12 protein-coding genes and 1 tRNA gene are annotated in these 13,658 nt (G+C 69.9%); 7 read left to right on the forward strand and 6 right to left on the reverse strand.

Annotated features, from left to right (window positions below; all coding sequences use genetic code 11):
* Positions 1–107: 107 nt before the first annotated feature.
* A complete protein-coding gene (upp, locus tag ABTX24_RS16115) occupies positions 108–749 on the reverse strand; it encodes a uracil phosphoribosyltransferase (protein WP_350840890.1) in 642 nt (213 codons plus the stop codon).
* An 81-nt stretch (positions 750–830) separates the two neighbouring features.
* Between upp and ABTX24_RS16120 the strand changes: the two genes are divergently transcribed.
* The 3 genes from ABTX24_RS16120 to ABTX24_RS16130 all read left to right on the forward strand — a co-directional run bounded on the left by ABTX24_RS16120 (position 831) and on the right by ABTX24_RS16130 (position 1,935).
* On the forward strand, positions 831–1,343 hold the full coding sequence (locus ABTX24_RS16120; protein ID WP_160026513.1) for a tRNA adenosine deaminase-associated protein: 513 nt from the start codon (positions 831–833) through the stop codon (positions 1,341–1,343).
* Between the two features lie 26 nt (positions 1,344–1,369).
* On the forward strand, positions 1,370–1,837 hold the full coding sequence (locus ABTX24_RS16125) for a nucleoside deaminase (RefSeq protein ID WP_160029375.1): 468 nt from the start codon (positions 1,370–1,372) through the stop codon (positions 1,835–1,837).
* A gap of 10 nt (positions 1,838–1,847) precedes the next feature.
* Positions 1,848–1,935, forward strand: a tRNA-Ser gene (locus ABTX24_RS16130).
* Positions 1,936–1,981: 46 nt separating this feature from the next.
* On the opposite strand, the gene ABTX24_RS16135 is transcribed toward ABTX24_RS16130, so the two are convergent.
* From ABTX24_RS16135 to ABTX24_RS16150, 4 genes are all read right to left on the reverse strand, one after another.
* Positions 1,982–2,839, reverse strand: coding sequence for a fructosamine kinase family protein (locus ABTX24_RS16135; protein ID WP_160026514.1), 858 nt, complete (start codon positions 2,837–2,839; stop codon positions 1,982–1,984).
* Positions 2,836–3,297, reverse strand: a complete 462-nt coding sequence (locus ABTX24_RS16140; protein WP_350840892.1) for a low molecular weight protein-tyrosine-phosphatase — start codon at positions 3,295–3,297, stop codon at positions 2,836–2,838. Before ABTX24_RS16140 ends, ABTX24_RS16135 begins: the two co-directional genes overlap by 4 nt.
* 54 nt (positions 3,298–3,351) lie before the next feature.
* Positions 3,352–3,744, reverse strand: coding sequence for a phage holin family protein (locus ABTX24_RS16145; protein ID WP_160026516.1), 393 nt, complete (start codon positions 3,742–3,744; stop codon positions 3,352–3,354).
* A gap of 76 nt (positions 3,745–3,820) precedes the next feature.
* Positions 3,821–4,492 (reverse strand): GntR family transcriptional regulator, encoded by a 672-nt coding sequence (locus ABTX24_RS16150; protein ID WP_160026517.1) that lies wholly within the window; start codon positions 4,490–4,492, stop codon positions 3,821–3,823.
* Between the two features lie 124 nt (positions 4,493–4,616).
* Here ABTX24_RS16150 and ABTX24_RS16155 point away from each other — a divergent pair, with 124 nt between their 5' ends.
* Together ABTX24_RS16155 and hisC are read left to right on the forward strand one after the other, a co-directional pair.
* A complete protein-coding gene (locus ABTX24_RS16155; protein ID WP_350840894.1) occupies positions 4,617–5,507 on the forward strand; it encodes a dimethylarginine dimethylaminohydrolase family protein in 891 nt (296 codons plus the stop codon).
* An 11-nt stretch (positions 5,508–5,518) separates the two neighbouring features.
* The gene (hisC, locus tag ABTX24_RS16160) at positions 5,519–6,598 is read left to right on the forward strand and encodes a histidinol-phosphate transaminase (RefSeq protein WP_350840896.1); all 1,080 of its coding nucleotides are present in this window, start codon (positions 5,519–5,521) and stop codon (positions 6,596–6,598) included.
* 88 nt (positions 6,599–6,686) lie between these two features.
* Here the strand turns inward: hisC and ABTX24_RS16165 are convergent, their stop codons facing one another.
* The gene (locus tag ABTX24_RS16165; protein ID WP_350840898.1) at positions 6,687–7,229 is read right to left on the reverse strand and encodes a hypothetical protein; all 543 of its coding nucleotides are present in this window, start codon (positions 7,227–7,229) and stop codon (positions 6,687–6,689) included.
* Between the two features lie 602 nt (positions 7,230–7,831).
* Between ABTX24_RS16165 and ABTX24_RS16170 the strand changes: the two genes are divergently transcribed.
* Positions 7,832–11,176, forward strand: coding sequence for a transglutaminase family protein (locus ABTX24_RS16170; protein ID WP_350840900.1), 3,345 nt, complete (start codon positions 7,832–7,834; stop codon positions 11,174–11,176).
* The gene (locus ABTX24_RS16175; protein WP_350840902.1) at positions 11,173–13,647 is read left to right on the forward strand and encodes a circularly permuted type 2 ATP-grasp protein; all 2,475 of its coding nucleotides are present in this window, start codon (positions 11,173–11,175) and stop codon (positions 13,645–13,647) included. Before ABTX24_RS16170 ends, ABTX24_RS16175 begins: the two co-directional genes overlap by 4 nt.
* Positions 13,648–13,658: the final 11 nt, after the last annotated feature.

The following is a 13,658-nucleotide window of genomic DNA, read 5'->3' on the forward strand; positions in this document are numbered from 1 at the left end:
GCGGCGACCGAGAACGAGACCAACACGGTCCGATCGAGCGCAGAGGGGACCGTGTTGGTCTCGACACGCTCGGCCGCAGGCGGCCTCGCGGCTCGACCAGCGGTCGTTCAGCCCGCGACGCCGTAGAGCCGGTCGCCGGCGTCACCGAGGCCGGGGACGATGTAGCCCTTCTCGTTGAGCTTCTCGTCCATCGCGGCGGTGACGACGCGGACGGGTGCGTCGACGCCATCGAGCTCCTTCTCCAGGGCGGCGACGCCCTCCGGAGCGGCGAGAAGCACGACGGCGGTGATGTCGTCGGCGCCGCGCTTGACCAGGAAGTCGATCGCCGCGGCGAGGGTGCCACCGGTGGCGAGCATCGGGTCGACCACGTAGCACTGGCGACCGGAGAGGTCGGCGGGGAGACGCTCGGCGTACGTCGTCGCCTCGAGCGTCTCCTCGTTGCGGACCATGCCGAGGAAGCCGACCTCCGCCGTCGGCAGCAGCCGGATCATCCCGTCGAGCATCCCGAGACCGGCCCGGAGGATGGGAACGATCAGCGGCTGCGGGTCGGTGAGGCGTACGCCTTGGGTCGCAGCGACCGGGGTGACGATGTCGACCGGGGCGACACGCACCCCGCGGGTCGCCTCGTAGGCGAGCAGCGTGACGAGCTCGTCGGCGAGACGACGGAACGTCGACGAGTCGGTCTCTTTGTTGCGCAGGGTGGTGAGCTTGTGGGCGACGAGAGGGTGGTCCACAACGAGGGTCTCCATGGGCTGAACCCTACGATCGCTTCGTCCTAAGGTCATCAATTCCCCCTAGACCCACGGCGGTTTCGGTGTCACTCTGGTCGTGTGTCTGATCAGCTGGAGCAGATCGAGGGTGTTGACTTCGCCGTCGCGATGTATCGCGAGGACGGCGCCTGGGTCGTGCGCGAACTCGCTCACGACCTCCTGACCGATGTCGAGACTCTGACGCACGCGCTCCACCGCTTCCCAGGCGATGGCGGCGCGATCGCGATGGCGGCGATCGACGAGGACTTCTTCGTGATCGTCCGGGTCCACGGCGCAGCGACCAAGGTGCTGCTCTCCGATGTGACCGCGGCCGACGAGTGGGAGCTGGCGGCGTCGGCTCTCGACGTGCTCGGGCTTCCGCTGCCGGAAGAGGTCGAGGACGAGGAGGAGCCCGATCCCGCCGGTGACCTCGGCATCCTCGCCGACTTCGGGATGAGCGCCGTCGAGATGGGCATGCTGCTCGACGACATGTTCGAGGACGACCTCTACCCCGACGAGACGCTCTCCGAGATCGCCCGGGCGATCGGCTGCGGCGAGGCCTTCGACGACGCTGTCGGCCTCATGCCGGCGTGACCCCAGCCAACCGCTGGGAGGCCCCGATGCGGGCCGCTCTCGATGAGGGTCGTGCTGCGCTGGCGACCGGCGACGTACCGATCGGCGCGGTCGTCGTCGACCCGTCCGGCGCGGTGATCGGGAGGGGCCGCAACATACGTGAGGCCGAGGCCGACCCCACCGGACATGCCGAGGTGGTCGCACTGCGCGAGGCCGCCAAGGCGCGCGGCGAGTGGCGTCTGGAGGGCTGCACGCTCGTGGTGACGCTGGAGCCGTGCACGATGTGCGCCGGCGCCGCGGTCCTGGCCAGGGTCGAGCGGATCGTCTTCGGCGCCTTCGACGACAAGGCCGGCGCGGTCGGCTCGCTGTGGGACGTCGTACGCGACCGCCGGCTCAACCACCGGCCCGAGGTCGTCGCCGGGCTGATGGCCGAGGAACAGCGCGCGCTGCTGGAGGACTTCTTCGGATCCCAGCGAGGCGGCCCCGATTTCGGCGAAGACCACCCGAGGTTGTAACTTATTCGGCGGTGACGTGTCCGAGCGGCCGATGGTGCAACACTCGAAATGTTGTGTAGGGAGACCTACCGTGGGTTCAAATCCCACCGTCACCGCCATCCGAAAACCCCTGGGTAACCAGGGGTTTTCTGGTTTCCCAGGGAATCAGAGGTAGCGAGCGGCCACGGTGGCGGCGCGGGCGCCGTAGCCACCGCCGAACATGGCGGCGTGCACGAGCAGCGGGAACAGCTGGTGGAGGCCCTGGCGGTCCTCCCAGCCCTCGGCGAGCGGGGTCGCGTCCTCGTAGGCGGACATCATCCGCTCCAGGTGGGGCAGGCCGAAGAGCGCGAGCATGGCGAGGTCGACCTCACGGTGACCGGCGTACGCCGCGGGGTCGATGAGCCAGGCCTCGCTGCTCCGGTCCCAGAGCACGTTGCCGTTCCAGAGATCGCCGTGGAGCAGGGCCGGCGGCTCCTCCGGGATCAGCGAGGGCAGCTTCCCGACGACCTGCTCGACGCGCTCGGCGCCAGCGGCGTCGATGGCGCCACGGTCGCGCGCGGCCCTGAGATAGGGGAGCAGGCGGCGTACGGCATAGAACTCGGCCCAGGTGTCCGCGGGCTTGTTGGGCATCGGCAGCCGCCCGATGAACCCATCCCGGTCGGCCCCGAAGCCCGACACCGGGGTGCTGTGCAGGCGCGCGAGCGCGCGGCCGAGCTCCTCGGCCGTCTCGGCGTTGGGCCGGCCGGGCTCGATCCAGCGCAGGACGAGGCAGTCGGGCTCGGCGGCCAGGACCTCGGGGACCTTCACGGCCCCCGACTCCTCCAGCCAGCGGAGGCCGCGGGCCTCGGCGGCGACGAAGTCGTCACGTGGCGGGGAGAGAGCCTTCATCAGCACCAGCGAGCCGTCACTGAGCCGGATCTTGGTGGCGGTCGAGATGTCACCGCCCGCGACCGGAGATGTGCTCACCACCGCCGCCCCGAGCAGCTGCTCGGCGCGACGGGCGACCGCGGGCTGACGGGTCACGAACCGGGCCTCGCCGAGGCGACGGATGCAACGATCGCATCACTCGTACGCTCCACCATCGCCAGCACCTCCCGGAATCCCTCGGCACCACCGTAATAGGGATCGGGGACGTCGCCGGGGCCTTCGGGATCGAAATCACGGAACATCCGCAGCCCGCTCTCCGGTGCCTGACCAGCCAGATCGGCCAGATTGTCGGCATCCATCGCGAGCACGAGGTCGTACGTCTCGGGGTCCCCGACCGGCCATTGCCGGGCCCGGTGACGCTCGGGGTCATAGCCCGCCTCGAGCAGCGTCGCAGCCGCCCGGCGGTCCATCTTCTCGCCCGCGTGCCAGCCGCCGGTGCCGGCGGAGACGAGCTCGACGTCATCGAGCCCGGCACCGTCGAGACGGTTCCGCAGCACCACCTCCGCCATCGGAGAACGGCAGATGTTGCCCAGGCAGACGACCGCGATCTTCATGGCCCGAGTTTTACATTTCCGCCAAGAACGCGTGGCGGATGTGGAATCTGGGCCTCACTCGTCGCTCTCCGGCCAGACGCGGTCGACGCCCCAGCCGACGATCGAGATGATGATGCCACCGAGGACCGCCGCCCAGAACCCGTCGACGTGGAAACCCACCCCGGTCGGGCCCAGGACCCACGCGGTCAGGCCGAGCATCGCCGCGTTGATCACCAGCAGGAGCAGGCCCAGGGTGAGCAGGATGAACGGGAACGTGAAGAACGTCACGATCGGCTTGACGAACGACGACACGAGACCGAGCACGAGGGCGACGATCAGCAGCGGGAGCAGCTTCTGCTTGACCTCCTCCATGCCGCTGGTCGGGCCGTCGAAGTAGATCCCGCCGACGAGCCAGGTGGCCACGGCCAGAGCGATGGCGTTGGTGATGAGCCAGGTCACGATGCGCATGTCCGTGAGTGTGTCAGGCTCCGCTGGACGTACGTAAGGGGCGCGCGCGAGGTGTGGCGACTGTGTTACCCCGGGGTCACTGCTCCAGGCGGAGCGCCTTGCAGATGGCGTGGGCGGCGTCGGAGAGGTGCTTCTCCAGGAACTGCTCGGCGTCGTCGATGCGGTCCGCGTCGAGGAGACGGACGAGGGCGGCGTGGTCCTCGGCCTGGTCGTGGGCGTTGCGGCGGATGCGGTCGACCTGGGCGAGCGAGAGCTTGAGCTCGAGCACCAGATGCTCCTGCATCGCGACCAGCCGCGGTGACCCGGTGAGAGCCACCAGCGAGAGATGGAAGGCGAGGTGGCGCTCGTTGAGCTCGCGGTAGGTCGCGCGCTCCGAGTGAACCGCGGAGATGTACGCATCGAGCGACTCGTGCACGGCCCGGCGCGCCTCGGCGGAGGCGCTCCGCCAGTTGCGTACCCCGGCCCCTTCGAGCACCCAGCGGGCGGCGCAGACGTCACGTACCGAGGCGGCCTCGGGGGTGGCGACGGCGACGCCCTTGTTGGGTGCGCGGGTGGCCAGGCCCTCGGCGACCAGGATGGTCAGCGCCTCGCGGACGGTGGAGCGGCCGACGCCCAGCGACTCGGCGAGACCGTGCTCGCGCAGCGGAGTGCCCGACTCGAGCTCGCCCTCGAACACCGCCCGGCGGAGCTCGTCGGCGACGCGGTCGACCGTCGATGCGGGTTCGTCCAGGGTGAGCGACTCGAACATGGACCCATTGTCCTATCTGCGTCGGCTTCCGGTGATGACCGTTCGTGCTCTAACCTAACGGCACAGGATTGTCTGACAATCAGTCAATCAGGCAATCCGACGATCAGACCTGAGAGGGGTACGAGTGAGCACATCGCTGAGCTGGGGCCGTCACTACCTGATGACCGAGCCGACGCACTACCGCATCGACTACGCCATCAACCCGTTCATGGACACCAAGATCCAGCCGGATCCGGTCCGTGCTCGCGCGCAGTGGGACACCCTGAGGGCCACCATCGAGGAGCTCGGCGGCCGCGTCGACGTCATCGCGCCACGCGAGGACAGCCCCGACATGGTCTACGCGATGAACCTCGGCTTCGCGGCCACCCTCGCCGACGGCCGCAGGCACGTGCTCCTCTCCCACATGCGCTTCCCCGAGCGCCGCAACGAGACGAACTCCGCGGTCGAGTGGTTCGCCGCGAACGGCTGGGGGACGGCGTACGTCGGCAAGGACGGGGTCGGACCGACCTTCGAGGCGGGCGACGTCTTCCCGTTCGCCGGCCACCTGGTCGCCGGCACCGGGCCGCGCACCGACGAGATGGCGCTGAAGACGCTGGCGACCGAGATGGGCGTGCGCGTCCTGGGCGTCCGGACGACCCACTCGGGGATGTACCACCTCGACCTGGCCTTCTGCCCGCTCGACGAGCGCCGCGCGATCATCTGCCCGGACGCGCTCGCTCCCGAGTCGGCGCAGGCGCTCGTCGACCTGGTCCCCGAGCCGCTGTTCATCACCGAGGAGGAGGCGCTCAGCACCTTCGCCGCCAACTCGATCGTGATCGGCCGGACCATCGTGATGCCCTCCTGCCCGGACCGCATCCGCCCCGTCCTCGAGGACTGGGGCTTCACGATCCGGATCGTCGAGATGAGCGAGCTCCACCTCGGTGGCGGGTCGGTGCGCTGCGTCACCAACCCGCTCGACATCGTGGTCGGCCGCGACGTTCCCGTGGTTTACGGCGGCGAGGTCATCCCGACCTAGGATCTCACGATATGAGCACCCCACAGCCCCGTCCCAGTGTCGCCGCGATGCCTGCGTACGTCGCGGGCAAGCCGCCGGTCGAGCGGCCCGGTCTGGTGACCTACAAGCTCTCCTCCAACGAGAACCCCTACCCGCCGCTGGACGGCGTGGTGGAGGTCGCGGCCGAGGCGGCGGGACGGGTCAACCGCTACCCCGACGCGGGCAACACGGAGCTGTACGAGGCGCTCGCGACGTCCTACAAGGTGCCGGCCGAGGAGCTCGCTCTCTCGACCGGCGCCGTGGCGCTGATCTTCCAGCTGGTCTCGGCCTACTGCGGTCCCGAGGACGAGGTCGTCTTCGCCTGGCGCAGCTTCGAGGCCTACCCGATCGCGGTGCTCGCGGCCGGAGCGACCGCGGTGAAGGTGCCGGTCACCGGGGACGGTCATCACGACCTGGACGCGATGGCGGCGGCCATCACGCAGCGTACGAAGGTCGTCTTCGTCTGCACGCCCAACAACCCCACCGGCACCTCGGTCACCCAGGCCGAGCTCGACGCCTTCCTCGCGAAGGTGCCCGAGCACGTGCTGGTCGTGGTCGACGAGGCCTACGCCGAGTTCGTACGCATGGACGACGCCGTCGACGGCATCGCCACCTACCGCGCGCGGACCAACGTGGTGGTGCTGCGTACGTTCTCCAAGGCCTACGGGCTGGCCGGCTTCCGGGTCGGCTACGCCTTCGCGCCGGCCCCGATCGCCGCCACCCTGCGGGCGATGGCGCTGCCCTTCGGCGTCAACGTCGTCGCCCAGGCCGCCGGCGTCGCCTCGCTCGAGCGGCAGACCGAGCTGCTGGCGCGCGTCGACGACGTGGTGGCCGAGCGGACCCGGGTGGTCGAGGGCGTCCGCGCCGCCGGCTGGGACATCCCCGACGCGCAGGGCAACTTCGTCTGGTTCGCCTTCGGCTCTCCCGAGCGCTGCGCCGAGTTCGCCGCGGCCGCCGACGAGGTCGGCCTGATGGTCCGTCCCTACCCGCCCGAGGGCGTACGCGTCTCGATCGGTGAGGCCGAGGCCAACACCCGCCTCATCGAGCTCGCGGGTTCGTTCCCGAAGGGCTGAGAGCCGGCCCTGCTCGGCGAAATAGCAGAGGTCCAACAGCGTCGACGCTGCTGGACCTCTGCTGATTGGGTGATGGTGGTGTGCGCCTTTACGGCACCGGGAGCTTCCCGAGGATCGAGGTGAGCAGGTCCGTCAGGACCGGGCCGACGACCGGGAGGCTGTTGACGATGCCGAGCAGGCTGTCGGTGACGCCGGGGAGCTCGGGAACGCCGGGAACTCCAGGGACGCCGGGAACGCCGGGAACGGGGACGTCCGGGATCGGAACATCCGGGACCGGAACGTCCGGGACCGGGACCTCCGGGACAGGAACGTCTGCGGCAGGAACGTCCGCGGCCGGGCTGTCCGGAACGGGAACGTCCGGAGTCTCCGGGATCCCGGGACCTTCCGGTACGTCAGGGACCGGTGTGTCCGGTACGTCCGGGGTGTCGGGGACTTCCGGTACGTCGGGAACGTCGGGGGTCTCCGGAACGTCCGGGGTGCCGGGTACGTCCGGGGTCTCCGGAGTGTCGGGAACGTCCGGGGTCTCCGGGGTGTCGGGTACGTCCGGAGTGTCGGGAACGTCGGGCGTCTCCGGGGTGTCGGGAACGTCCGGCGTCTCCGGGACGTCCGGGGTCTCCGGGGTGTCGGGCACGTCCGGAATCGGAGGGCCCGGAGTGCCGGGGACCGGAGGGTCAGGGATCGGTGGTGGAACGGGGCTGGCCATGGCTGGTGCGGCGACCGTGGCCAGTGCGAGTCCAGCGACGACAGCGGCGATTCGAGTCCGAGAATTCACGAAATCTCCTTAGCTTGCTGTTGGGTCCTGCCCGATGAATCCTGAAGCGATTTGAGTCATAATGTCAAGAACACTCCTGAATTGATCATTTCCTATACCAAAGCCGGTTTGAGTGGCGTAAACTCATCGATTCGCACTTCAACTGGCGTTGAAATCCCAGTCTTGTTACAAGCGAATCGTTTCGGTGTTCATGCCCGACCTGCAGGGATAAGCGGGCGCGATATCGCTTGCGGCGCCTGGTGGATCGGCCTGTTTCCGATGTACCTCCGGGGGTAATAGAGCTGTTCGAACTGGCGAATGGGTAATTTCCCGAGGGCGGAACACGGCATTTAGTCCGGGTGAAATGGGTTTACCAATCGGCGAATTCGGATCCCGTCGATTCGCCGTCGTGCTAAGCCGCATTTCGGGCGCGGCGGCGGTTCGTTACCCCGGTGCAACCTCGATCGGTCAGTCTTGACCCCATGTCGATCAAGGTTGCGCTCGAACATCGGACCACCTACGAGTTCGCGCAGCCGGTGGGGGTCGGTCCGCACGTCGTACGCCTGCGCCCGGCGCCACACACCCGGACCCCGATCGAGGCCTACTCGCTGTCGGTGACGCCGGCGGCGCACTTCATCAACTGGCAGCAGGACCCGTTCGGCAACTGGCTCGCACGGCTGGTCTTCCCGGAGAAGACGGACAAGCTCGAGGTCACCGTGGGGCTGGTCGCCGACATGGTGGTGATCAACCCGTTCGACTTCTTCGTGGAGGAGTACGCCGAGACCTTCCCCTTCGACTACGAGCCGCAGCTGAAGGCCGATCTGGCGCCCTACCTCCGCGACGTGGAGTCGGCGACGGCGGCCGATGCCTGGCGGCAGCAGCTGCCGGCGCTGCCCGAGGATGGCGTCCGCACCGTCGACTTCCTGGCGAGCGTCAACCAGGCGGTCAACTCGGACGTCGCCTACTCGGTGCGGATGGAGCCCGGCGTACAGACTCCCGACGAGACCCTGCGGCTGGGCATCGGCTCGTGCCGCGACTCGGCGTGGCTGCTGGTGTCCCTGCTGCGTCAGTACGGCCTCGCGGCGCGGTTCGTCTCCGGCTATCTGGTGCAGCTGGCCGCCGACCAGGAGTCGCTCGACGGCCCCTCCGGCCCGACCGAGGACTTCACCGACCTGCACGCGTGGTGCGAGGTGTTCGTCCCCGGAGCCGGCTGGATCGGCCTCGACCCGACTTCGGCCCTGTTCGCCGGAGAGGGCCACATCCCGCTCTCTGCGACGCCGCACCCGTCCTCCGCGGCTCCGATCGAGGGCGCCACCGACCCGGTCGAGGTCACCTTCTCCTTCGCCAACGAGGTCACCCGGATCCACGAGGACCCGCGGGTGACGCTGCCCTTCACCGGCCAGGAGTGGGACCGGATCGACGCCCTGGGCGAGGCGGTCGACCAGCGTCTCCAAGCCGCCGGCGTCGAGCTGACCATGGGCGGCGAGCCGACCTTCGTGTCCTTGGACGACCAGAAGAGTGCGCAGTGGAACACCGACGCCGACGGCCCGCACAAGCGCGAGCTCGCCACTGACCTCGCCGAGCGCCTGCGCAAGGTCTACGGCAAGGGCGGGATCGTCCACCGCGGCCAGGGCAAGTGGTACCCCGGCGAGCCCCTCCCGCGCTGGAACATCGACCTGCAGTGGCGTACGGACGGCCAGCCGCTGTGGAGCGACCAGACCCTCTTCGCCGACCCCTGGCCCCCCGCCGAGACGTCAGGTGCGTCGGCCGAGACGTCAGGTACGTCGGCCGAGACGTCACCCGATGACAGCTCGGCCGACCTGAGTGACGCTTCGCCCGACCGGGGTGACGCTTCGGCAGTTGCGCTTCGCATTGCCAGGATTCTGGGGCTCCCCGAGGAGCAGGTGTTTCCGGCGTACGAGGATCCCCTGGCGAAGATCGCCCAGGAGGTGCGTCAGCCCGACGGCCCCAGGCCGGACGACGCCGCGGATCGCGGTGACCTGAACGTCACCGAGCTCGACAAGGAGGTCACCGAGCCGGTCGGCTGGGTGATCCCGATCAACACCAACGACGGGGAGTGGACGAGCCCGCAGTGGCGGTTCCGGCGCGGGCGGCTGGTGCTCGCCCCGGGCACCTCGGCGGTCGGGCTTCGGCTGCCGCTCGACTCGATCTCCTGGCACGACCCTGAGTTCCAGGGTGAACCGTCCTACCTGACCGCGGATGCGCCGCTCGACCCGGAGATCCCGCAGGTCACCGTCACCGATCCCGACGAGGCACCGACCACCGCGCTCGCGATCGAGGAGCGCGACGGGCTGGTCCATGTGTTCCTGCCGCCGACCGATCGGCTGGAGGACTACGTCGCCCTGCTCCGCGTGATCGAGCGGGCTGTCACCGACCAGGGCACGCAGGTCGTGCTCGAGGGCTACGGTCCGCCGCCCGATGCCAGGCTGGCCCGGCTGACGGTCACCCCGGACCCCGGCGTGATCGAGGTCAACGTGCAGCCGACCGCCACCTGGGCGGAGCAGCGGGAGCTGATCACGACGCTCTACGAGCAGGCTCGTCAGGCTCGTCTGTCCACCGAGAAGTTCGATCTCGACGGGCTCCACACCGGCACCGGCGGCGGCAACCACCTCACCCTCGGCGGACGTAGCCCCGAGCGCAGCCCCCTGCTCCGACGGCCCGACCTGCTGGCCAGCCTGATCCGCTACTGGCAGCGCCATCCCTCCCTCTCCTATCTCTTCTCCGGCCGCTTCATCGGCCCGACCAGCCAGGCGCCGAGGTTCGACGAGGGCCGCCCGGAGGCGGTCTACGAGATGGAGATCGCGCTCCAGGAGGTCGCCCGAATCACCCGGGAGCACCCCGAACCCCGCCCGTGGATGATCGACCGTGCCCTGCGCCACCTGCTCACCGACCTGACCGGCAACACCCATCGCGCCGAGTTCTGCATCGACAAGCTGTACTCCCCGGACTCATCCCGAGGACGCCTCGGTCTCCTCGAGCTTCGTGGCTTCGAGATGCCGCCGCACCCGCAGATGGCGCTCCTCCAGTCGCTCCTGGTCCGGAGCCTGGTCGCCTGGTTCTGGGAGGAGCCGTACGAGGCGCCCCTGGTCCGCCACGGCAGCGCCCTCCACGAGGACTTCCTGCTCCCGCAGGGGTGCCTGCGCGACATCGAGGAGGTCGTGGCCGACCTGCGCCGCCACGGGATCCCCTTCGAGTCGCAGTGGCTGGCTGCATACGCCGAGTTCCGCTTTCCACGGATCGGGCTCGCGCGGGTCGCCGTGGATCCCACGACCAGCATCGAGCTCGAGCTGCGGCAGGCGATCGAGCCGTGGAACGTCCTCGGGGAGGAGGCCACCGAGGCGGGCACGGCGCGCTACGTCGACTCCTCGGTCGAGCGGGTTCAGATCTCGGCGAGAGGGATCGACCTCGACCGGCAGCTGGTGACGTGTCAGGGTGTTCCGGTGCCGCTGACCCCCACTTCTGTGCCGGACACGTTCTATGCCGGCGTCCGGTTCAAGGCGTGGAGCCCGTGGTCGAGCCTCCATCCCAGCATCGACGTCCAGGCGCCGCTGCACTTCGACGTCGTCGACATCGCCTCCGAGACGAGCCTCGGTGGAGCGACGTACCACGTCGTGCACCCGGGCGGCCGCAGCTACGACCACCCGCCGGTGAACGCCAACGAGGCCGAGGCGCGCCGCGCGAGCAGGTTCGAGGCGCGCGGCCACACCTCCGGCCGGCTGGACGTCGCGGAGATGCGTGAGCGCGCGGCCCGCGGCACCACTCCCGACAACCCGCACACCCTGGATCTCCGACGGGTGGTGCGGTGACCGTCCTTCGCGAGTACGCCGACGCCCTCGGCCTCCTCGACGCGACCGACCAGCCCTACGACGAGGTCGTCGGGCCCGACGGCACCCTGCGCCCCGCGTGGAAGCCGATGGCCGAGACGGCCGTCTCGATCACGCCGGCGACGCTGAGCCGGATCGGCCACGATGTCGAGCGGTTCCTCGCCGACGACGGGGTCACCTACCTGCGTCCGGGCGCCAGACCCGAGCCCTGGCGGCTCGACCCCGTGCCGCTCGTCATCGACCCCGCGCAGTGGCGCATCCTCGAGGTCGGGCTGGCCCAGCGCGCCGAGCTGCTCAATGCGATCCTCGTCGACCTCTACGGCCCGCAGCGTCTCCTCCAGGACGGGATCGTCCCGGCGGCAGTGGTCTTCGGCCATCACGGCTTCCATCGCGTCGCCGCCCGGGCCAGCAACCACGACCCGCGGCCGCTCGTTCTGGCCGCCACCGACCTGGGCCGTACCCCCGACGGTGAGTGGCGGGTGCTCGCCGACCGCACCCAGGCGCCGAGCGGGATCGGCTACGCGATGGAGAACCGCCGGGTGATCAGCCGGGTGCTCCCCGAGCTGCACCGCGATGCCGGGCTGCACCGGATGGAGCCCTACTTCGCCGCCCTCCGGTCCGCCCTCCTCGAGTCCGCGCCCGGTGACCAGGCCGACCCGCGGGTCGTCGTCCTGTCTCCGGGCACCCACTCCGAGACCGCCTACGACCAGGCCTTTCTCGCCTCGACGCTCGGCTTCCCGCTGGTCCAGGGCACCGACCTGACCGTACGCAACGGCGAGGTCCTCATGCGCGGCCACGGCGACCGGCTGGAGCGGGTCGATGTGATCCTCCGTCGCGTCGACGCGACCTGGTCCGACCCCCTCGAGCTCCGCGGCGACAGCCAGCTCGGCGTGGCCGGCCTGATCGAGGCCGTACGCCGCGGCAACGTGCGGGTGGTCAACGGGTTCGGGGCCGGCGTACTCGAGAACCCGGGGCTGGTTCCCTATCTTCCCGCCGCCTGCGAGGCGCTGCTCGGGGAGCCGTTGCGGCTGGCGTCGCTCGGCACCTGGTGGTGCGGCGACCCCGCCCAGCGCGAGGAGGTCGAGCGGCGCCTGGCCGCGGGCGACCTGGTCGTGCGGACGCTGGAAGGGACGATCGTCGACGGAACGCCCGAGGAGCTGGCCGCCAGGATCGCGGCCGATCCCTACCGCCATGTCGGGCAGGAGAGGATCACGCTCTCCCAGGCTCCGACCTGGGCCGAGGGGCACGGTGCGGTCGGCCGGCCGCTGACGCTGCGTACGTTCTCGCTCCGCTACGGCTCTGCCTACCGGCCGCTCGTCGGTGGCCTGGCCTCGATCCGGGCCGACGAGACCGGGCTGCCGCCGTGCAGCAAGGACGTCTGGGTGCTCAAGGAGTCGCCGCAGGACGCCGACCAGGGTCTGGCCGACGTGCTCCCGATGACCCATTCGCGCTCGGTCACGGTGCTCGTCCCGCGTGCGCTCGAGGACATGTACTGGTCGGGGCGCTACGCGGAGCGTGCCGAGGACCTCATCCGGCTCATCCTGGCCACGCACGTGCTCGCCGAGGACTTCAGGACCAGGCCGCGTACGTCCGGCGGCATCAGCCTCGAGGTGATGCTGAGTGCGCTCGACCGGCTGGGCGGGCACGGCCACGCCGACGCCGACGCCGATATCGACGCCGAGTTCCGGTCCATGCTGCTGGATGCCGACCGTCCGGGGTCGGCCGCGCAGTCGCTGGCCGGGATGCGACAGGCCTTCAGTGGCGTACGCGACCAGCTCAGCCCCGACATGTGGCGGATCTTCTCCGCGACCGACCGGGCCGCCGAGGAGCTCCGGGTCAACCCGCACTCGCTGCAGATCGCCGAGTCGGGTGCCGAGATGCTGCACGGCATCCTGGCGATGCAGGGGATCGTGGCGAGCATGATCCGCGACGAGGGCTACCACTCGATCCGGCTGGGACGGTTCCTCGAGCGTTCGATGCAGGTCTGTCATCTGCTCCGGGCGACGACCACGGTGCGGAGGGGGCTCGAGGTCGACCGGGCCGTGCTCAATGCCGTCCTCGCCTCCGCCGAGTCCGCGGTCACCCACCGCCGCCGCTACCGGGGCTACGTACGCACCGGGGGAGTGCTCGACCTGCTCATCATGGACCGCGACAACCCCCGCTCGCTCGCCTTCTGCCTCGACGAGCTGCGGCTCCACCTGACCAAGCTCCCCGGCTCGACCGGCTCGTCCCGCCCCGAGCGGCTCCTCGACGACATCACCGACATGCTCGACCGCACCGAGGTCGCCGGCCTCGTCGCCATCGGCGGAGTCGGCCGCCCCAACCTGGAGTCCTTCCTCGACCAGGTCCAGGCCCAGCTCGTCCGCCTCGCCGACGCCATCAGCGACGTCCACTTCGCCACCGGCCCCGCCCCCCAGCCCCTCAACGCCCTCCCGGCGCAATCGCTCACTTGAGCATAGGTTGG

The sequence above is a fragment of the Nocardioides sp. NPDC127514 genome (genome assembly GCF_040302125.1).
Classification (GTDB): Bacteria; Actinomycetota; Actinomycetes; order Propionibacteriales; family Nocardioidaceae; genus Nocardioides.

Bases quoted from the DNA above. Each gene is read 5' to 3' on its own strand.
- upp (WP_350840890.1), bottom strand. From the start codon at position 749: ATGGAGACCCTCGTTGTGGACCACCCTCTCGTCGCCCACAAGCTCACC.
- ABTX24_RS16125 (WP_160029375.1), top strand. From the start codon at position 1,370: ATGCGGGCCGCTCTCGATGAGGGTCGTGCTGCGCTGGCGACCGGCGAC.
- ABTX24_RS16140 (WP_350840892.1), bottom strand. From the start codon at position 3,297: ATGAAGATCGCGGTCGTCTGCCTGGGCAACATCTGCCGTTCTCCGATG.
- ABTX24_RS16145 (WP_160026516.1), bottom strand. From the start codon at position 3,744: ATGCGCATCGTGACCTGGCTCATCACCAACGCCATCGCTCTGGCCGTG.
- ABTX24_RS16150 (WP_160026517.1), bottom strand. From the start codon at position 4,492: ATGTTCGAGTCGCTCACCCTGGACGAACCCGCATCGACGGTCGACCGC.
- hisC (WP_350840896.1), top strand. From the start codon at position 5,519: ATGAGCACCCCACAGCCCCGTCCCAGTGTCGCCGCGATGCCTGCGTAC.
- ABTX24_RS16170 (WP_350840900.1), top strand. From the start codon at position 7,832: ATGTCGATCAAGGTTGCGCTCGAACATCGGACCACCTACGAGTTCGCG.